26 protein-coding genes and 1 pseudogene are annotated in these 17,124 nt (G+C 34.4%); 7 read left to right on the top strand and 20 right to left on the bottom strand.

All coding sequences use genetic code 11. The annotated features are described in order from the left end of the window. Positions 1-217 precede the first annotated feature (217 nt). Together MVE64_RS17125 and MVE64_RS17120 are read left to right on the top strand one after the other, a co-directional pair. Positions 218-541 (top strand): ArsR/SmtB family transcription factor, encoded by a 324-nt coding sequence (locus tag MVE64_RS17125; RefSeq protein ID WP_247339735.1) that lies wholly within the window; start codon positions 218-220, stop codon positions 539-541. Between the two features lie 72 nt (positions 542-613). Further along, on the top strand, positions 614-1,009 hold the full coding sequence (locus MVE64_RS17120) for an ArsI/CadI family heavy metal resistance metalloenzyme (RefSeq protein WP_247339733.1): 396 nt from the start codon (positions 614-616) through the stop codon (positions 1,007-1,009). 46 nt (positions 1,010-1,055) lie between these two features. On the opposite strand, the gene arsC is transcribed toward MVE64_RS17120, so the two are convergent. From arsC to MVE64_RS17060, 12 genes are all read right to left on the bottom strand, one after another. Beyond that, positions 1,056-1,475 carry an arsenate reductase (thioredoxin) gene (arsC, locus tag MVE64_RS17115; RefSeq protein WP_247339731.1) on the bottom strand — a complete coding sequence of 140 codons (420 nt, stop codon included), beginning with the start codon at positions 1,473-1,475 and terminating at the stop codon, positions 1,056-1,058. A gap of 24 nt (positions 1,476-1,499) precedes the next feature. Continuing rightward, a complete protein-coding gene (locus MVE64_RS17110; RefSeq protein ID WP_247339729.1) occupies positions 1,500-2,798 on the bottom strand; it encodes an arsenic transporter in 1,299 nt (432 codons plus the stop codon). Between the two features lie 14 nt (positions 2,799-2,812). Beyond that, positions 2,813-3,157, bottom strand: a complete 345-nt coding sequence (locus tag MVE64_RS17105; RefSeq protein ID WP_247339727.1) for an ArsR/SmtB family transcription factor — start codon at positions 3,155-3,157, stop codon at positions 2,813-2,815. Positions 3,158-3,312: 155 nt separating this feature from the next. Beyond that, the gene (locus MVE64_RS17100; protein WP_247339722.1) at positions 3,313-4,089 is read right to left on the bottom strand and encodes a sulfite exporter TauE/SafE family protein; all 777 of its coding nucleotides are present in this window, start codon (positions 4,087-4,089) and stop codon (positions 3,313-3,315) included. 61 nt (positions 4,090-4,150) lie between these two features. Beyond that, positions 4,151-5,278 carry an MBL fold metallo-hydrolase gene (locus tag MVE64_RS17095; RefSeq protein WP_247339717.1) on the bottom strand — a complete coding sequence of 376 codons (1,128 nt, stop codon included), beginning with the start codon at positions 5,276-5,278 and terminating at the stop codon, positions 4,151-4,153. Positions 5,279-5,321: 43 nt separating this feature from the next. Beyond that, a complete protein-coding gene (locus MVE64_RS17090; RefSeq protein WP_247339716.1) occupies positions 5,322-5,897 on the bottom strand; it encodes a sulfurtransferase TusA family protein in 576 nt (191 codons plus the stop codon). A gap of 49 nt (positions 5,898-5,946) precedes the next feature. Then, positions 5,947-6,243, bottom strand: coding sequence for a rhodanese-like domain-containing protein (locus MVE64_RS17085; protein ID WP_247339713.1), 297 nt, complete (start codon positions 6,241-6,243; stop codon positions 5,947-5,949). Positions 6,244-6,258: 15 nt separating this feature from the next. Continuing rightward, the gene (locus MVE64_RS17080) at positions 6,259-6,621 is read right to left on the bottom strand and encodes a rhodanese-like domain-containing protein (RefSeq protein WP_247339712.1); all 363 of its coding nucleotides are present in this window, start codon (positions 6,619-6,621) and stop codon (positions 6,259-6,261) included. A gap of 48 nt (positions 6,622-6,669) precedes the next feature. Beyond that, a complete protein-coding gene (locus MVE64_RS17075) occupies positions 6,670-7,149 on the bottom strand; it encodes a DsrE/DsrF/DrsH-like family protein (protein ID WP_247339711.1) in 480 nt (159 codons plus the stop codon). A 47-nt stretch (positions 7,150-7,196) separates the two neighbouring features. After that, positions 7,197-7,424: a sulfurtransferase TusA family protein gene (locus MVE64_RS17070; RefSeq protein ID WP_247339710.1), complete on the bottom strand. Its 228-nt coding sequence runs from the start codon at positions 7,422-7,424 to the stop codon at positions 7,197-7,199. An 81-nt stretch (positions 7,425-7,505) separates the two neighbouring features. After that, the gene (locus MVE64_RS17065) at positions 7,506-7,769 is read right to left on the bottom strand and encodes a metal-sensitive transcriptional regulator (protein WP_102228767.1); all 264 of its coding nucleotides are present in this window, start codon (positions 7,767-7,769) and stop codon (positions 7,506-7,508) included. A 93-nt stretch (positions 7,770-7,862) separates the two neighbouring features. Beyond that, positions 7,863-8,165 (bottom strand): rhodanese-like domain-containing protein, encoded by a 303-nt coding sequence (locus tag MVE64_RS17060; RefSeq protein WP_247339709.1) that lies wholly within the window; start codon positions 8,163-8,165, stop codon positions 7,863-7,865. Positions 8,166-8,356: 191 nt separating this feature from the next. Between MVE64_RS17060 and MVE64_RS17055 the strand changes: the two genes are divergently transcribed. Next, complete coding sequence (locus MVE64_RS17055; RefSeq protein ID WP_247339708.1) at positions 8,357-8,533, top strand: hypothetical protein; 177 nt, start codon at positions 8,357-8,359, stop codon at positions 8,531-8,533. Here the strand turns inward: MVE64_RS17055 and MVE64_RS17050 are convergent. The 6 genes from MVE64_RS17050 to MVE64_RS17025 all read right to left on the bottom strand — a co-directional run bounded on the left by MVE64_RS17050 (position 8,526) and on the right by MVE64_RS17025 (position 13,169). Continuing rightward, the gene (locus MVE64_RS17050; RefSeq protein WP_247339707.1) at positions 8,526-9,308 is read right to left on the bottom strand and encodes a sulfite exporter TauE/SafE family protein; all 783 of its coding nucleotides are present in this window, start codon (positions 9,306-9,308) and stop codon (positions 8,526-8,528) included. The genes MVE64_RS17055 and MVE64_RS17050 overlap by 8 nt on opposite strands. 57 nt (positions 9,309-9,365) lie before the next feature. Continuing rightward, positions 9,366-9,593 (bottom strand): sulfurtransferase TusA family protein, encoded by a 228-nt coding sequence (locus MVE64_RS17045; protein ID WP_247339706.1) that lies wholly within the window; start codon positions 9,591-9,593, stop codon positions 9,366-9,368. Positions 9,594-9,607: 14 nt separating this feature from the next. Further along, on the bottom strand, positions 9,608-10,744 hold the full coding sequence (locus MVE64_RS17040; RefSeq protein WP_247339705.1) for an MBL fold metallo-hydrolase: 1,137 nt from the start codon (positions 10,742-10,744) through the stop codon (positions 9,608-9,610). 47 nt (positions 10,745-10,791) lie between these two features. Next, a complete protein-coding gene (locus MVE64_RS17035; protein WP_247339704.1) occupies positions 10,792-11,181 on the bottom strand; it encodes a DsrE/DsrF/DrsH-like family protein in 390 nt (129 codons plus the stop codon). A gap of 12 nt (positions 11,182-11,193) precedes the next feature. After that, on the bottom strand, positions 11,194-11,769 hold the full coding sequence (locus tag MVE64_RS17030; protein ID WP_247339703.1) for a sulfurtransferase TusA family protein: 576 nt from the start codon (positions 11,767-11,769) through the stop codon (positions 11,194-11,196). Positions 11,770-12,251: 482 nt separating this feature from the next. Further along, positions 12,252-13,169 carry a ferritin family protein gene (locus tag MVE64_RS17025; protein ID WP_247339702.1) on the bottom strand — a complete coding sequence of 306 codons (918 nt, stop codon included), beginning with the start codon at positions 13,167-13,169 and terminating at the stop codon, positions 12,252-12,254. Positions 13,170-13,403: 234 nt separating this feature from the next. Between MVE64_RS17025 and MVE64_RS17020 the strand changes: the two genes are divergently transcribed. Both MVE64_RS17020 and MVE64_RS17015 read left to right on the top strand, forming a co-directional pair. Continuing rightward, the gene (locus MVE64_RS17020) at positions 13,404-13,766 is read left to right on the top strand and encodes a four-helix bundle copper-binding protein (RefSeq protein WP_486639623.1); all 363 of its coding nucleotides are present in this window, start codon (positions 13,404-13,406) and stop codon (positions 13,764-13,766) included. A 116-nt stretch (positions 13,767-13,882) separates the two neighbouring features. Further along, positions 13,883-14,335: a DUF305 domain-containing protein gene (locus MVE64_RS17015; protein ID WP_247339701.1), complete on the top strand. Its 453-nt coding sequence runs from the start codon at positions 13,883-13,885 to the stop codon at positions 14,333-14,335. 43 nt (positions 14,336-14,378) lie between these two features. Here the strand turns inward: MVE64_RS17015 and MVE64_RS17010 are convergent, their stop codons facing one another. Continuing rightward, positions 14,379-14,540 carry a hypothetical protein gene (locus tag MVE64_RS17010; RefSeq protein ID WP_247339700.1) on the bottom strand — a complete coding sequence of 54 codons (162 nt, stop codon included), beginning with the start codon at positions 14,538-14,540 and terminating at the stop codon, positions 14,379-14,381. Positions 14,541-14,599: 59 nt separating this feature from the next. Then, positions 14,600-14,899 (bottom strand): AbrB/MazE/SpoVT family DNA-binding domain-containing protein, encoded by a 300-nt coding sequence (locus tag MVE64_RS17005; RefSeq protein ID WP_247339699.1) that lies wholly within the window; start codon positions 14,897-14,899, stop codon positions 14,600-14,602. A 222-nt stretch (positions 14,900-15,121) separates the two neighbouring features. Here MVE64_RS17005 and MVE64_RS17000 point away from each other — a divergent pair, with 222 nt between their 5' ends. Continuing rightward, on the top strand, positions 15,122-16,456 hold the full coding sequence (locus tag MVE64_RS17000; RefSeq protein ID WP_247339698.1) for a sensor histidine kinase: 1,335 nt from the start codon (positions 15,122-15,124) through the stop codon (positions 16,454-16,456). Further along, positions 16,431-17,116 (top strand): annotated as a pseudogene (locus tag MVE64_RS16995) (response regulator transcription factor). The gene MVE64_RS17000 and the pseudogene MVE64_RS16995 overlap by 26 nt, the downstream one beginning before the upstream one ends. The last annotated feature ends 8 nt before the right edge of the window (positions 17,117-17,124 follow it).

Raw genomic sequence — 17,124 nt, 5'->3', positions numbered from 1 at the left:
TGTATCTAACAAAGCTACTCTTAATGCTAATTGATCCCATAACACCAATTTCAGTTTAGTAGCATAATCGTCCTGACAATGAACCATTACAAAAACCTTATCCACTATATAGGGTAGAATCTTAATATCAATTTTTTTGATTAATAATATTGACAGATGTAAATTTTGGATATATAGTTAAAACATCAAAAAAAATTGATGTAGAAAAGGTGTTACCATGAAAGAAGAAATAAACTTGCAAGATGTTTCTTTAGAAAAAATCTTTGAAATGTACGAGGGAAAATTCAAAGCAATTGCAGATAAAAAGAGACTACAAATCATGAACCTTCTTACACAAAAAGGTGAAATTAACGTTAATGATCTCGCACCAATGGTAAATATGACACAATCAAAGCTGTCGTATCATTTAAAAATACTTTTAGATGCTAACCTCATCTTAAAAGACACAAGAGGTACATTTAATTTTTACAAACTCAATCTCGATGAAGTGAATCACCTTTTATCAGCAGAGCTATGTTGTCTATTCAGACCTACATGCTGATAAAAATTTTTGTATTATAAATCAATTTTTTTTGATAAATAAATCAAATTAATTTGTTGTAGGAGGATTTAAATGAATATTCATATTGGTTTAAATGTAACAAAATTAGATGCTTCCCTTGGCTTTTATTCTAAGCTATTTGGAACAAAACCTGTAAAGGTAAAACAAGATTATGTGAAGTTTTTATTAAAAGATCCAGGATTAAACTTTACGTTACGACCAGTAGAACATGTTGAGGGTAATCATATAAATCATTTTGGGTTCCAACTATTCAGTACAGATGAGTTAAATAAGCATAAAGAAAGGCTTGAAAAGGAAGGTTTTTTCTCGCGGAGTGAGAGCGATACAACATGTTGTTATGCAAGGCAAGATAAATTTTGGATCACTGATCCCGATGGACACGAATGGGAGTTTTTCTTAACGAAAGAAGATACTGAAGTAGACACTATTCATACTTGTTGTGGTTAATAAGCTATAAGAAAAAGCCGAGAATATCACGGCTTTTTCTTTGTTATTATTCTCCAGTTTTTGAAAATCGCTCAATTCTTTCATCTATTTCATCACGAACACGCTGGAAGAATGCCCATTTCTCCTCCTCTGTTCCCTCCGCCTTTGCTGGGTCATCAAATCCCCAATGTACACGTTTAATGTGTGGAGGTGTTACAGGACAATGATCTGCAGCATGACCACATAATGTAACAATTAAATCAGCACTGTTTAAGATTTCAGGATCGATCACATCAGATGTTTGATTTGAAATATCAATATCAACCTCATTCATTGCTTTCACAGCATTCGGATTTAAGCCATGTGCTTCTAAACCTGCACTTTTTACTTCCCACTCATCACCTAAGTGTTTTTTTGCCCAGCCTTCTGCCATTTGGCTTCTGCAAGAATTTCCAGTACATAAGAAGTAGATTGTTTTTTTAGACATGATAATTGCTCCTTTTCAAGTAAATTAATGGATGATAAGTAACCAGATATATAAGCCAACAAGTGTAATAAACAATGTTGGAATGGTTAAGATTATTCCTGTTTTAAAGTAAGTCCCCCAAGAGATTTTCACACCTTTTAAAGATAAAACATGCAACCATAACAAAGTAGCAAGTGATCCAATCGGCGTAATCTTAGGGCCTAAGTCAGATCCGATGACATTAGCATAGATAAGTGCTTCTCTTATGACACCTGATGTATTTGTATCTGAAATGGCTAATGCATCAATCATAACCGTAGGCATGTTGTTCATAATAGAGGATAAGACCGCAGCAATAAAGCCCATACCTATTGTTGCAGCAAATAAGCCTTGGTCAGCTGTTGCTTGAATTAAATCTGCTAGAACATCGGTTAATCCAACATTTCGCAAACTATAAACCACTACATACATACCAATTGAGAAAAACACAATTGCCCACGGGGCACCTTTTATTACAGTTTTTGTGTTAACCGCAGAACTTCTTTTAGCCATAAGTAAAAAGAAAATCGCTATTATGCCTGCAATAATAGATACAGGAATTCCAATAAACTCACTTGCGAAATATCCAACGAGTAAGATCCCCAACACAATCCAAGATAACTTGAACATTTGTTCATCTCGAATGGCATCTACAGGTTTTTTCAATTGTGATAGGTCATAGTCTCTCGGAATACTGTTCCGGAAGAAAAGAAATAAAACGAAAATACTTGCACCTAATGAGAAAAAGTTAGGAATAATCATTCGAGATGCAAATTCAACAAATCCAATTCCGAAAAAGTCTGCTGATACAATGTTTACTAAATTACTAACAACTAACGGAAGCGATGTTGTATCTGCAATAAATCCACTAGCAATGATAAATGGAAAGACCATTTTTTCACTAAAGTTTAAATTTCTGACCATCGCAAGAACAATTGGTGTCAAAATTAAGGCAGCTCCATCGTTCGCGAAAAAAGCTGCAACAATTGCCCCTAAAATACTTACATAAATAAACATCTTTACCCCGTTTCCACGAGCTGCTCTTGCCATATGTAAAGCTGCCCACTCAAAGAAACCAATTTCATCTAAAATAAGAGAAATAATGATAATAGCAATAAACGCTAAAGTTGCGTTCCAGACAATAGATGTAACATCCAACACATCTTTAAAATCTACAACACCCACAAGTAGTGCTAAAACAGCACCACCGCATGCAGACCAACCAATAGATAGTCCTTTCGGCTGCCATATAACCAGAGTAAGTGTGATCAAAAAGATAAGGGATGCAAAAAATACTGATGTCATTCGTTACCCTCCATTCATTCACATGTGATGCGTAGTCCTTGTTCTTCTAATTCTTTAATACGATAATCTTGATTTGGAAGGTGTTGAAGCAGGCTTTGAATGACTGGATAATAGTCACTATCTTTATTCAAAGAATATATAATCCACTGACCTCTTCTCGACTCTTTCACAATGTTTGCATCTTTCAATTTTCGTAGGTGCTGACTAATAGCTGGCTGACTAGTGTTAAAAATAGCCACAAACTCACAAACACAGCAATCATTTGAATCTAACATTTTCACCATTGTTAATCGTGTTTTATCACCCAGTAGTTTCAGAATTGATGCTGTTTTCTCTAGTTCAATTGTACTTTCCAACAAACATTCCCCCCTAAACTTCATCCGTATATCAATATATAATAATTCGCTTATATGTTCAATGAAAAAACTTTGTTTATTTTATATTACACAACTGAATCTAAAAAATACGGTTCAATATCCCTTTGAACCGTATCGCTTCATAATCTATATATCTTTTAAATAATATCCATCCAAATTTTAATAGCAGTTGCAAAGATTAATAATGCCAGAATTACTTGTAAAACTTTTGTATTTACCTTCTTACCTGCGATTGCTCCTAGTGGTGATGCAATCAAACTAGCTATAACCATAATTGCTGCTGGACCGTAATCAACTTGCCCAGTAGTTATTTTTCCTACAGTTGCACCAATAGAAGAAATAAATGTAATAGCTAGGGATGAAGCAATTGTCATACGAGTTGGAATTTTTAATACAACTAACATAATTGGCACGAGCAAAAATGCTCCTGCTGCACCTACGATTCCTGCCCCTAACCCTACGATTAAGGCTAGGATAGCTGAGAGCCACTTGTTAAATTTCACTTGATCTAGTGGTATATCGTCAATTCCCTTTTTAGGAATAAACATCATCACTGCAGCAACTAAAGCTAATATTCCATAAATCAGATTAATGCCTCCTTCAGACATTAATTTAGAACCATAACCACCGATGAAGCTACCTATTAATATACTGGCTCCCATATAAGTAATAAGTGTTCTATTTAAATATCCACCTTTTCGATATGCCCAAACACCACCGATTGTCGCAAAAAATACCTGGACAGCACTAATACCTGACACTTCATGAGCACTAAATGCTGCTAACCCAAATAAAGGTGGGATGTATAATAGCATTGGATATTTAATAATAGAACCACCAATTCCTAGCATACCTGAAATATAAGAGCCTACAAAACCGATTAAAAAGATCGTTATAATAAAAGCCATATCCATGTTTGTTACCTCCCATTTAGAAAAGGGAACCTTCCATTAGGTTCCCTTTATGTTTAGGCCTTTAACGAACCGCACAACGGTTAGGTCCAATTTCCATTTCACGTTGTTTTTCTTCATCTGGAGTGATCTTCCCCATATTTGTTTCACGGATTTCTTGATATGCATTTGGTTGTGGCGGTAAGTTCTCTGTTACTAGCTTCCTAAACTCATTTTCATCTTCAATGTTTAAACCATGATTTTCCGCAAATAAAGTTCCTAATTTTTCTGATACACTTCCATCTTCATTTAACTCATCAATGATCATAAAATGAGCTGGTAAAACAATTAACTCCTCTGAGAGTTCACGATAGCGTGAATATAAACTCTCTCTTAAATCTGCTACCCAATCTTCAGCCATCCCTGCTAAATCTGGTCTTCCAATGGAATCAATAAAGAGAATATCTCCTGATAACAAGTATGATGAGTCAACAACAAATGATGTTGAGCCAATTGTGTGCCCTGGTGAATATATTGCATGAATATCAATAGCTGTGTTTCCGATTGTCATTGTATTGCCACCTTCTAGCGGACTATATTTGAAAGTTACCTCTGTTGCATCCTTTGGTGGCAACCAGTATGTTGCACCAGTATTCTCCGCAATGACTCGACCACCTGAAATGTGATCCGCATGAAGATGAGTGTCAAATACATGAGTAATTGTTGCATTCATTTCTTTTGCAAAGTTCAGATAGGTAGAAGTCATACGAGTTGCATCAATGATTGCCGCTTCTCCATCTGAAACAACCATATATGATAAACAGCCTTTTCCAATACGAACAAACTGATAGATTTCGCCGCCATCTTTTAGGTTTCCAATTTTCACTGGCTCTAAGTGTTCGCTCCAAGCCTTCATACCGCCTTCTAAGTAAGAAACATCGAGCCCCTCTTCTGAAAGCATTTCTGCTACCATAACGGAAGAGCCTTCTTTCGCACACACAACTACCACTTCTTTACCAGAAGGTAAACTTTCTAAAATTCCTTCAACACCATCTAGTAAATCGAAATATGGAATGTTTAGATAATTAAAGTTTTCTCCTTCAATCTTCCAATCTTGAAAGTCACCTTCATTACGAACATCAAGAATAAATAATGCCTCTTTATTAAAAATCTTTTTTGTTACTTCTTTTGAAGTCATCGCTTTAACTGCCATCTACATTACCCCCTATGGTATATTGAATTTCAAAAAAATATTATTACTGAGTTAAGGTGGAAGTAACCCCAGACCATTCACTCATACCAGGCACTACATTATTAACCTTAACGAAACCTTTACTAGCTAATTTTTGAGATGCGAGATCACTGCGGCTTCCAGTACGACACACAACATAGATTTCATCATGTTGATCCAATTCGCTTACACGGTCTTCCAATTCACCTAACGGAATAGAGATTGCGTTTGGAATATGGTTAAATGCATGTTCAGCTGATTCTCTTACATCTAGCACAACAATGTTTTCTCTTGCTTCTAGCTTTTTCTCTAGTTCTTCATTACTTGTTACATGTGGATGTTTTTTTTCTATCGTATCGTCATTTGAAGATTTACGTAGGTAATGTTTAAGAACATCCCCTTCTTCCAGCGTACCAAGATATTGATGACCAGAACTTTTTGCCCATGCTTGGATATCAGCCTTTGATCCTTTATCTGTAGCTTGAACCTCTAAAACCTGCCCCGCTTCGATTTCATTCATTGCTTTTTTTGTTCTTACTATTGGCATTGGACATGCTAACCCTTTTGCATCCACAAATAAATCTGTTCTTAATGAATTCATATAGAAAATTCTCCTTTTACCCAATGGGGTATATTTTTATATAAAAAAATTAGTTTGTCTCGCCTTCCCAGTCAAGCATTCCACCGGTCATATTAGTCACATTAAATCCTTGGTTTTCTAAGAACTGATATGCACGACCACTTCTACCACCTGATCGACAAACCAATATATACTCTTTTGACTTATCCAGTTCATTCATACGAAATTCCAATAACCCTAATGGAATATGAATAGAACCAGGAATCTTACCAGCTTCCACCTCTTCCACTTCTCTCACGTCAATGATGTTCACACTTTGACCTTGAGTTAACATGATTTCTACTTCTTTTGCCGTAAATTGTTTCATTTTAGTAGCCTCCTTTTATCTCCAAGCACTCATACCGCCTTTTACATTTGTTACATTGGTGAATCCTAATTTTTTCAACGTTTTACTAGCCTTTTGACTTCGCATACCACTTTGACAAATCACAATAACTTCTTTGTCTTTAGATAATTCATTCTCGGCTTTTTGACTGAGTTCATGAAGAGGGATATTTTTAAATTCTTTAATGCGATTCCCAGAAAATTCACCAGGTGTTCTCACATCAACAAACTGCTTATTTTTATCTTTTAATTCATTCTTTAATTCAACCGTTGAGATATGTCTTACCCCTTTAGCAGGGATGATCCTGTTCAGGATAAAAAATACGAAAAGAGCCATAACGATATAGTTCATGTATTCCATTGAATTTCCTCCCTACATACATACTTAGGGGAGTATTCCCCTATTAACTTAGATGAATAGATTTACATTTCCGTTCTCTGCATCTGCTAGATATGCTGCAACACCTGCATAATCAATCTTGTCTAATAGTTCTTCTTCTTTAAGACCGAGCAAATCCATTGTCATCGTACATGCTACTAGTTTCACATCTTGTTCTTGTGCCATTTCAATTAAATTTGAAAGAGGCAATGCATTGTGCTTCTTCATAACATCTTTGATCATTTTTGGGCCGAAGCCAGCAAAATTCATTTTAGACAATCCCATTTTTTCTGCGCCTCTAGGCATCATTTTGCCAAACATCTTTTCCATAAAACTTTTCTTCACTTGGATAGTTTCATCTTTACGAAGGGCATTTAACCCCCAAAATGTATGAAAAATTGTTACTTCATGATCATAAGCAGCTGCACCATTCGCAATAATATAAGCGGCCATTGCTTTGTCATAATCTCCACTGAATAATACGATCGTTGTTTTTTTCTTTTCTGTCACAGTAGTTCCCCCTCTACCCCTATGGGTATATAATTCTTTAAATTTTTTTATCCTTTTTTAATCCAAAATTTTAAGTATTGATCCTCTTCTACATGCTTTAAAAACTCATGACCACCAGACTTAGCCCAAGCATTTAAATCATTTTTTGCACCTTTATCTGTAACATGAATCTCTAATATTTGACCAGATTCTAACTCATTCATTGCCTTTTTTGTTTTTACGATTGGCATTGGACATGCTAAACCTTTTGCATCTAATACTTTATCTATATTCATTGATTAATCCTCCTAATTTTTAATTACCATTACCCCTACGGGTATATATTAGTATAAATAAAAGTGGGTGTCAACCATTATTTATCGACTTTTAACCAGTAGATTTACTGCTTCTTTCACTAATTCCTCTGTACTGTGTTCTCCAGTTTCTTCAGCGTTTCGAACACATTCTACTAAATTTGAACTAACAACTACGCCTATTGTTCGATCAATTGCCGTTCTTGCTGCAGACAACTGCGTAATAACTTCCTTACAATCTTTTCCTTCTTCCATCATTCTTAAAATACCTCTAAGTTGTCCCTCAATTCGCTTTACTCTATTTTTCATTTGATCATTATACTCCATATTCTAACCCCCATTTAACAATACCTTTCTTTGCTTATTTGTTTTCCCTTTATTATTGTTTTCTTTTGGGAAGGAATTGTATAGCCAATAACCTTAAAGTTCCTTCTTACGAAGGATTCGAACCCCAACATTTCTTTCCATGCAATTTGAGGCAACGACTACTAAGTCTTTCTTAGGAATTTCACTATAGTATCTTTTAAGATGTGCAATAGGAATATTTATTCCTGAACCTAGCGGATCCTTGTAGGCTTCGGTATAATCCCTTATATCTATCACAAATTGATTATTTATCTCAATATCTTTCCTATCAATATCATGTAGTCCATAAATAGGATAATACCTAAATAATAAGAAATACATGATACTTATTAACACACATATACTTAAGATATTCATGTTACTAGCTCCTCCCTAATTTGTAGCAAGGAACAACTTACAAGACTCATAATATACCACCTAGGGTATATTGTCAACAGCTTAATATTCATTTATCTTAGTTTCTAACTTGATTGAGTTTTCTATAATTCTTCTGTATAATACCAAGTATATCAATGTGAATTAATGACTTAAAAGAGGTGGAACTTATATTGGGTTTTCTAAAATCATTATTTACTGAAAAATGTCCTACATGCCATAAACAGTTGATTACGACAAAAACAAACTTCTTAAGCAATATTGTTATAAAAACATGTCCAGAGAATCATTTCAAAAAAGAGTTTCATCCTGCTCTTGAAACATATATAGAAAGTAAAAAAATTAGTTAAATAAAATATCTGACCAAATTTTAATAGATGTTCCTAATATTAATAATGCCAGGATCCATTGTAGGATTTTGGTATTTATTTTTTTCCCAGTATTAGCACCAAGAGGTGACGCGATTAAGCTAGCAATGACCATAATGAATGCTGGAAAGTACTGAACTTGACCCGTTGTAATTTTCCCAACTGTTGCTCCAAGAGAGGAAATGAATGTGATCGCTAAGGAAGTAGCAATCGTCATTCTCGTTGGAATTTTCAATACAACAAGCATAATTGGTACAAGAATAAATGCACCTGCAGCTCCAACAATCCCTGCGCCAATCCCAACTACTAATGCAAGAGATGCTGCAAGCCATTTGTTGAATGTCACTTGATCAAATGGGATGTCATCTACACCTTTTTTAGGGATAAACATCATCACAACAGCAATGAGAGCCAATACCCCATATACTATATTTATCCCACCTTCTGTCATAATTCTTGATCCATAGCTTCCAATAAAGCTACCTATTAGAATAGATCCTCCCATAAACAAAATTAGCTGTTTATTTAAGTATCCACCTTTTCGATAGGTCCACACACCACTTATTGAGGCAAAAAAAACTTGAAAGGCAGTAATGCCGGAAACTTCGTGTGCAGTAAAAGCAATCATTCCAAATAACGGGGGAATGTATAATAGCATCGGAAAATTAATGATGGAACCACCCACACCAACCATTCCTGAAATAAAGGAGCCAACAAATCCTATTAAAAAGATAACTATAATAAAGAAAAAATCCATAGCCATTCTCCTCCATTCAATAAGGAAGGATAACCCTAAAGTATCCTTCCTCAAAAATTACCCTTTTTTTAACCAAAATTTGAAGACACCATTGTCTTCTTCATCTTTTACTAATTGATGCCCACCTGATTCTGCCCATGCTGTTAAATCGTTCTTTGCACCTTTATCTGTTGCATGAACTTCAAGAACTTCACCTGAACTTAAGGTATCCATTTCTTTTTTTGTTTTAACGATTGGCATAGGACATGCCAGTCCCTTGCAATCTAATACTTTATTTGCATCCATTAACAGGGTCCTCCTTAACGTACTGCACAGCGATTTGGTCCTATCTCCATCTCACGTTGTTGCTCCTCTTCTGGGGTAATTTTCCCCATATTTGTTTCTCTTATTTCTTGATATGAGTTAGGTTGCGGAGGAAGATTTTCAGTTACCGTTTTTCTAAATTCACTTTCATCCGTAATATTTAACCCATGGTTTTTTTTATATAACGTACCCAGTTTTTCAGAAACACTTCCATCATTATTCATTTCTTCGATACCCATGTAATGTGCTGGCAAGACTAATAACTCATCTGCAAGCTCTTTGTAACGCTTATATAATGTGGTTCTTAAATCACCAACCCAGTCCTCAGCTTTCCCTGCTAAATCTGGGCGACCAATTGAATCAATAAATAAAATATCTCCCGTCAATAAATACTGATCATCAATAATGAAAGATGTACTACCAATCGTATGTCCTGGAGAATAGATGACTTTAATCGTTGTCTGACCAACCGTGTATTCATCCCCGTCATTTATTTCTTCGTAATTGAATGTAACCTCGTTTGCATCCTTTGGGGGAAGGTAATACTTTGCATCAAATTTATCTGCAAGCTTTCTTCCCCCTGAAATATGATCCGCATGTAGATGTGTATCGAATACATGAGTCAGCTTAACATCTTGTTTTTTAAGAACCGATTCGTACGGATCTAGCATGCGATTCGTATCAATCATCGCTCCCTCTCCGTTTGATATAACCAAATAAGATAAACATCCTTTACCTATACGTACAAACTGGTAAAGCTCTCCTCCATCTTTTAAAACACCAATCTTGATGGGCTCTAAATGCTCACTCCAAGCCTTCATACCACCCGCTACGGAATAAACATCCGTAAATCCAGCCTCTGCAATTTGCTGTGCGACAAACTCTGAAGATCCACCTTTTGCACACACAACATAAATTTCCTTACTTTTTGGCAACTTATCTACGATAGAATCGACTCCCTCTAATAATTCAAAATAAGGAGCATTCATAATTTCGACGTTTTTTCCCTCTATTTTCCAATCGTCAAAATCATCAGTATTACGGGCATCTATAATAAATACATCCTCATGATTGATGACCTTTTTTGCTAACTCTTTTACCGTAATTGTTTTAACATCTGTTTCAATAGCCATAGTTTAACCTCCCATCTATTAAAACAACATGTTGATTCCATATTGATTTAAAAAGTTAATGTAACATCTGCATCTTTTGCAAAAGTTAAAAATGTTACAGCTCCACCTACATCAATGCCTTCTATAAATTGTTCTTTTTCTAAGCTCATAACATCCATTGTCATTTGACATGCAATCATTTTTACACCCATTTCACTTGCCATTGAAACAAGCTCTTCAACCGGTGGAACATTTGCTTTTTTAAAGCCTTCTTGAAAATGTTCTGTACCAGCTGGCATTGGTAAGTTTTTATATGCTTCTTTATGAATTAAATTTAAACCTTCAAAAGTAAAAAAAATCCCTACTTCCGCATCTGTAGCAGCTGCCGCAGTAGCAATATTGAAAACCTTATATGCATCAAACATGCCACCATTTGCTGCAATAATAGCTACTTTCATATTTCTTCCTCCTTAATGAGTTTTATCAATAGGACCATGCCAATCCTTCATACCTGGTTCTACATTTTTCACATTTTTAAAACCTTTTTCTGTAAGCTTTTGGGCAGCAAAATCACTACGACTACCAGTTCTACAGATAATATGGAGATCTTCGGCATCATTACTTAATTCTTCAAATCGCTCTTCTAGTTCTCCAAGAGGTATATTAATAGATCCTGGAATATGACCAAAAGCATATTCAGCTGGTTCTCTGACATCTAAAATCGTTATCTTTTCACTTCCATTAAGGCGATTTAGCAATTCTTCTAAATTTGCCACGTCGGGGTGCTTCGATTCGGATTTCTCTTCCTCAGCACTAGCCTTTCGTAGGTAATGTTTAAGAACATCCCCTTCTTCAATTGTGCCTAAATATTGGTTACCAGTGCTATCTGCCCAAGCTCTAAGATCAGCTGTTGATCCTTTATCAGTAGCTTGTATTTCCATAACCTGTCCCGGGTCAAGTGCGGTCATTTCCTTTTTTGTTTTTACAATAGGCATAGGACAAGCTAACCCTTTAGCATCCAAAATTTTATTAACTGTTACTTGCATCCAAGTCCCTCCTATCCAACTTTATTATTGCTTGACCATCGTACGCTCTAAGATAAGCATACGAGTCAATATTAGAATTTGTTTAGAATATTTTAATATGTCTCTTTCTTTTTTCCATTAATATCTATTACTTGTGATATTTATCACAATTGCTTATTTATGTGTGTACGGGTATAGGTATAAATGAAAAGGGGTGAATTAAATGGATAAAAAGTTATTATTGGGGAAAAGTAGCAGGTGCTACAACTACTGCAAATTTAAGAAGATGGATAAAAACTCCACTGCTTGAAAGTATAAAAAATCTCATGCGGTGATGAAAACTAAATAAACCTCGTTTTCAGGAGAACAAAGCTTTAACTAGGCAAGATGCCTTTGATGTGGTATGGCTTCTCAATTCAATGAACTCTGAAGTCATTCTTTTTTAAAAGAAAAGTATAAAGGAGAAGCAACTCTTCCTATTATACTTTTCCTGCTAAAATCTCTTAATTTCTTTCTAGGCCCCTTTTAAAAGCCTCGAGATGATTTAAGGAAGCATTTCGTAGCTGGGAAAAGACTACTTTCACATCATTAGGTATATTTTGTGAGAGAAATTTCTCATACATTGAAATATTGTCAATTTCTCCTTGAACTCCAGCGGAATAAGCCGCCTTAACATTTTGGGGAGTTGTTACATATAAATTTGAAACGTCTTCAGGAATACTCAACTGATAACGATTAAAAAGTGGTAATAGTGCACTTATATGTCTCAATTCAGCTTCTTTAATTCGTGCAAAAGTGCGTATATAACCAAATTTCCCTAAAATATCATCATACCTTGCCTGTGCTAAATATTCATCTTGAAGAGCATAAGTTAACATATCGGGTATGGTCAGTGTAGGTGCACTGAGAGCTCCTTTTGCTCCATAGTTTTCAACTTGTCGAGTGCTTTTTCGTACATTTTGTCTTTTTGATAAAAAAAACAAAAACCAAATAGCGTGATTCTGCTCATCTGCTGCTGCTCGACGAAATCTTTCTTTAATAAAAGGATCTTGAGCTTGATCTGCAATATCTAAATAAAAATCGACCGCTTCCTGCTCATCCTTAAAAGCAAATTCTATGCCTTCTCTATACGTATCCGGACATTCTTCAATAATTTTATAGGATGGCTGCATACCTGTTAAATTTTTATAAATCCCACTAAACTCCTCAAGGTGCTGTCTCTCGTCTTTTTGTATCTCAAGTATTCGCTCCTTTTCATTCTGTTTAGGTGCAAGCTTAGCCAATTTTTCATAACAGTAAATCGCACTATATTCTGCGTTTATAGCTTTTTGGATATCCATTAAAAGTTGAGTGTTATTTGTAGCACTATAATATCTAATATAGTATGGATCATATGGATAAATATAACTATATGAATGCATGATTTTCCCTCCTCTTGTACCGATTTCAACTTATCATATGCTTTATTAATAAGCTCTCGTGCAAGTACTTAAGTTTGTCAAAAATATAAGAAGCCAGCCTTCAATTTTGGAAAGTTTTTTTATGTTAGTGTTCTTTCATAAAATATGCAGATTCTAAGGAGTTTGTTAGAATTGCGTTATTTTTTGTATTGGACGGGTACTATTAATAATGAAAAAAATTAGGAGGTATTCGATATGTTTAATCAACAATATAAAGAATGTATCCAAGCATGCTTAGAATGCATGGAGGCTTGTAATGTTTGTTATAGTGCATGCCTTAAAGAAGAAAATATAGGGATGATGACAAACTGCATTCGTCTAGACAGAGAATGTGCAGATATTTGTAGTTTTGCAGCAAAAGCGATGCAAACCAATAGGCATTTGCTGAGCAAATTTGTAAACTGTGTGCTGAAATATGTGAGGCATGCGGAAAAGAGTGTGAACAACATGAGCATGAACATTGCACAAAATGTGCTGAATCTTGTTTTAGGTGTGCAGAAGCATGTCGCGAAATGGCTTCATAACAAGAATATGAATAACAACTGTTTATCTTCATGAGCAGAGCATTGTTTGCTTTGCTCTTTAATCTATATTCTGATTAATAAGAATGTACGAATACTTGGTTACTAATTGGGAAAAACACTATGTAAATAGTCAAGAAAGGAGTCGTGATTATGAAACAATACTTTAAATTTGCTGGGATGATCATCACCTCAACTATTGTCATGTTTGTATTTAAATATTTAAGCACTTACAGTCTAGATCATGTCTTTTTTAGCGAATCAAGGCTTTATATGGCTCTGTTAATGGGGGCTTCGATGACTATTATTATGTTAGGGTTTATGTACCGTATGCTAAAAAACAGAAAAGTAAATATCGGGATTGCAATTGTTAGTGTTCTTGTTTTCTCGCTTTCACTTTTCTTATTACGAAGTCAAGCATACGTGGATGATACCGACTATATGGAAGCCATGATTCCCCATCATTCCATTGCGATATTAACTAGTGAACGTGCAAAAATATCTGACCCCAGAGTAAGGGAACTAGCAGATGGAATTATTAAAGCTCAACGTAAAGAAATAGATGAAATGAAGAAATTAATTGAGGAGCTAGAAGATGAAGAATAAAACTATCTTACTAAAAGACCTCCAATTGGAGGTTTTTTAGTTTTTAAAGGAGGCTTCGACATTCTGCAATACATTCTTCTAAGTCTTTTACAGCATGTTGCATTCTTTGTTTTGATTGCTCATGTGCTTTACCAATTGCATTATTTAAATGAGATAATGCACTTTCGCATTCTGAAATACATTCTTGAAGATCTGCTTTGTTCATACAAAAACTCTCCTTTATTATCTTTTTTTACAAGAGTATTATCCACAATTATTTTCAATTTATCCTTCAGTTTCGTATTCGCCTTTACTTAAAACAATTCTCTTATCTTCAATGTTTCGAATTACGTTAAACTTCAGGGCAGATGTTATTTTACAAATTCTTCTTATCTCAACAGGAATATGGAGTGTCCCCCTATTGCTGAGTATGCATTGATTTTCTTTTTCACATGCTTCTTTTGCCAAGATAATTGCTTTATTATCTACAAAAATATAGATGTTATCACCTGCTTCGAGATTTAGCTCTTTTCTGATACAATTTGGAAGATAAACTTGTCCCGATTTAGTTAGTGTTAATTGCATTTATACCACCTCTAAAACAAAGGTTTTTTTCATGATAATAAAAAAATGTGGAGAAAGTTTGCATTTTACTGTATTTCATTAGTTACACCAAATCTGCATATTTTCTCAACAATTTCTTATTACAATACTCTTATAACGATAAAAAGGTGTAGTTTATGAAAATTTCAATCAAACTTGAGGCTTTGGTTTTTTATCTGTATTTTTATTATTGAAGCATCTTCTATGTTTTTCTTACATCGCAATGTTGTGCATTCTCTTGTTAATGAAGAATTGGAGTCATTAAAATCACGAGGAAATAGTCATAGTGATGTTTTGGAAATTTCATACGATGAAACAACATTACATCATATTCAAGTTATGGAGACAGAAACTGAAACAGAAGTAGTCATAACTGATGATATTGGGAAAATTAAGATATCATCTAAACAAATAGATGCTGAGATGGACAAGATATTAACAAGAAATATTCTTGACCTAGAAGCACTAAATGAAGGTCTAATCCTACAATCAGATTGGCAAAACACACCATATATTTCTACGGTTTCCTCATTTAAAACACCAAACGGACATATTGGTTATGTTTATATGTTCAAAAGTACAGACCAAATTCAACATTTCATTTCACGATTAAATGAACATTTTATTTTGGCTTCAGTGCTCATTTTATTTTTCATGTTGATTACCATATTCTTTTTATCAAAAGCTCTTACAAAACCATTGATATCAATGAAGGAAGCTACAAGAAAAATAAGCAATGGTGATTTTTCAGTTTCTTTACCAAAGGCTTCAAAAGATGAAATTGGTGAGTTATCAACTTCTATCCAAACACTTGCAAACGACTTAAACTATCTAAAAAAAGAGAGAACCGAGTTTTTAGCCAGTATTTCTCATGAACTACGTACTCCACTTACCTACATTAAAGGCTATACAGATATTGCTAGAAGAGAAAATATATCAGAGAAGGAACGGCTAAATTATTTAGACATCATTTATGAAGAATCCAACCATGTTGGTGACCTGCTTAAAGAACTGTTTGATTTAGCAAAAATGGATCAAAATACTTTTCCTATCTCAAAAGAAAAGATAAATATTTGCTCCTTTATGAATTCCATTTTTCAAAAAATGAAGCCAGCTTTCAAAAGTAAAGGAGTAAAACTTGAATTCACATGTAAAACTGAAGCTGTTGTAGATATTGATCCAACTAGGTTTGAGCAAATCTTATTAAATTTATTGGATAACTCTTTAAAATATTCTGAAATGAATTCATTGACTCAAATAGAAATAACAAATGAAAATAATTTCGTAAACATAATTGTTAAAGACCAAGGCATAGGGATACCTGATGAAGATTTACCATATATCTTTGATCGTTTATATAGAGTTGAAAAATCACGTTCAAGATTAACAGGAGGTTACGGGTTAGGATTATCCATAGTAAAAGAAATAGTAGGTGCTCACGGTGGAAACATTACAGTTGAAAGCCAGTTAAATAAAGGAACATGCTTTAAAATTACACTGAAAGGATTTTATGATGACAACAATTTTGTTAATAGATGATGAGCAAAGAATGCTCAATTTATTATCCTTATATATAGAACCTTATGGATATACGTGTTTTAAGAAGAATTCTGGTCCTGAAGGCTTAGAACTTTTACGACACCAAAAAGTCGATATTGTGATCCTGGATATCATGATGCCTGAAATGGACGGATGGACAACCTGTGAAAAAATAAGAGAAAACTCTGATGTACCAATCATCATGTTAACAGCAAGAAGTGAAAAGGAAGATATCGTTAAAGGATTAAAAAAAGGTGCTGATGATTATCTGGTCAAACCATTTAATGAAGAGGAGTTGTTAGCCGTATAGAAGCGATTATGAGAAGAACTAGTAGGACCACTAAGTCTGAGGAAATTATCAAATTTGAAGGATTATTAATAAATCAATCTACATATCAAGTCACATTTCAGGAGAAAGAAATTGTACTTACACCAAAGGAATATGCATTACTTGGATTGTTTCTGGAAAACCAAAATAAAGTATTTTCTCGAGAACATTTACTCTCAACCATATGGGGGCTAAAGGCTGAAACAGAAGATCGTACCATTGATTCTCATATACGGAACATGAGAGAAAAGCTACGACAAGCTAACTTCCCAGTAGAAAAATATTTAAAAACAGTTTGGGGAGTAGGCTATAAATGGGCTTCTAGTAATTAACCAATTAA

Origin of the sequence: Metabacillus endolithicus (assembly GCF_023078335.1) — a bacterium.
Classification (GTDB): Bacteria; Bacillota; Bacilli; order Bacillales; family Bacillaceae; genus Metabacillus; species Metabacillus endolithicus.
This window is presented reverse-complemented; position numbering and strand designations above follow the sequence as displayed.

Excerpts from the sequence above, each read along its gene's own strand:
- MVE64_RS17035 (WP_247339704.1), bottom strand. The coding sequence starts at position 11,181 with ATGAAAGTAGCTATTATTGCAGCAAATGGTGGCATGTTTGATGCATAT.
- MVE64_RS17030 (WP_247339703.1), bottom strand. The coding sequence starts at position 11,769 with ATGCAAGTAACAGTTAATAAAATTTTGGATGCTAAAGGGTTAGCTTGT.
- MVE64_RS17010 (WP_247339700.1), bottom strand. The coding sequence starts at position 14,540 with ATGAACAAAGCAGATCTTCAAGAATGTATTTCAGAATGCGAAAGTGCA.
- MVE64_RS17080 (WP_247339712.1), bottom strand. The coding sequence starts at position 6,621 with ATGGAATACATGAACTATATCGTTATGGCTCTTTTCGTATTTTTTATC.
- MVE64_RS17045 (WP_247339706.1), bottom strand. The coding sequence starts at position 9,593 with ATGGATGCAAATAAAGTATTAGATTGCAAGGGACTGGCATGTCCTATG.
- MVE64_RS17100 (WP_247339722.1), bottom strand. The coding sequence starts at position 4,089 with ATGGATATGGCTTTTATTATAACGATCTTTTTAATCGGTTTTGTAGGC.
- MVE64_RS17125 (WP_247339735.1), top strand. The coding sequence starts at position 218 with ATGAAAGAAGAAATAAACTTGCAAGATGTTTCTTTAGAAAAAATCTTT.
- MVE64_RS17050 (WP_247339707.1), bottom strand. The coding sequence starts at position 9,308 with ATGGATTTTTTCTTTATTATAGTTATCTTTTTAATAGGATTTGTTGGC.
- MVE64_RS17110 (WP_247339729.1), bottom strand. The coding sequence starts at position 2,798 with ATGACATCAGTATTTTTTGCATCCCTTATCTTTTTGATCACACTTACT.
- MVE64_RS17060 (WP_247339709.1), bottom strand. The coding sequence starts at position 8,165 with ATGAATATCTTAAGTATATGTGTGTTAATAAGTATCATGTATTTCTTA.
- MVE64_RS17090 (WP_247339716.1), bottom strand. The coding sequence starts at position 5,897 with ATGAATTCATTAAGAACAGATTTATTTGTGGATGCAAAAGGGTTAGCA.
- MVE64_RS17015 (WP_247339701.1), top strand. The coding sequence starts at position 13,883 with ATGAAACAATACTTTAAATTTGCTGGGATGATCATCACCTCAACTATT.
- MVE64_RS17065 (WP_102228767.1), bottom strand. The coding sequence starts at position 7,769 with ATGGAGTATAATGATCAAATGAAAAATAGAGTAAAGCGAATTGAGGGA.
- MVE64_RS17025 (WP_247339702.1), bottom strand. The coding sequence starts at position 13,169 with ATGCATTCATATAGTTATATTTATCCATATGATCCATACTATATTAGA.
- MVE64_RS17020 (WP_486639623.1), top strand. The coding sequence starts at position 13,404 with ATGTTTAATCAACAATATAAAGAATGTATCCAAGCATGCTTAGAATGC.
- MVE64_RS17095 (WP_247339717.1), bottom strand. The coding sequence starts at position 5,278 with ATGGCAGTTAAAGCGATGACTTCAAAAGAAGTAACAAAAAAGATTTTT.
- arsC (WP_247339731.1), bottom strand. The coding sequence starts at position 1,475 with ATGTCTAAAAAAACAATCTACTTCTTATGTACTGGAAATTCTTGCAGA.
- MVE64_RS17005 (WP_247339699.1), bottom strand. The coding sequence starts at position 14,899 with ATGCAATTAACACTAACTAAATCGGGACAAGTTTATCTTCCAAATTGT.
- MVE64_RS17085 (WP_247339713.1), bottom strand. The coding sequence starts at position 6,243 with ATGAAACAATTTACGGCAAAAGAAGTAGAAATCATGTTAACTCAAGGT.
- MVE64_RS17070 (WP_247339710.1), bottom strand. The coding sequence starts at position 7,424 with ATGAATATAGATAAAGTATTAGATGCAAAAGGTTTAGCATGTCCAATG.
- MVE64_RS17120 (WP_247339733.1), top strand. The coding sequence starts at position 614 with ATGAATATTCATATTGGTTTAAATGTAACAAAATTAGATGCTTCCCTT.
- MVE64_RS17040 (WP_247339705.1), bottom strand. The coding sequence starts at position 10,744 with ATGGCTATTGAAACAGATGTTAAAACAATTACGGTAAAAGAGTTAGCA.
- MVE64_RS17000 (WP_247339698.1), top strand. The coding sequence starts at position 15,122 with ATGTTTTTCTTACATCGCAATGTTGTGCATTCTCTTGTTAATGAAGAA.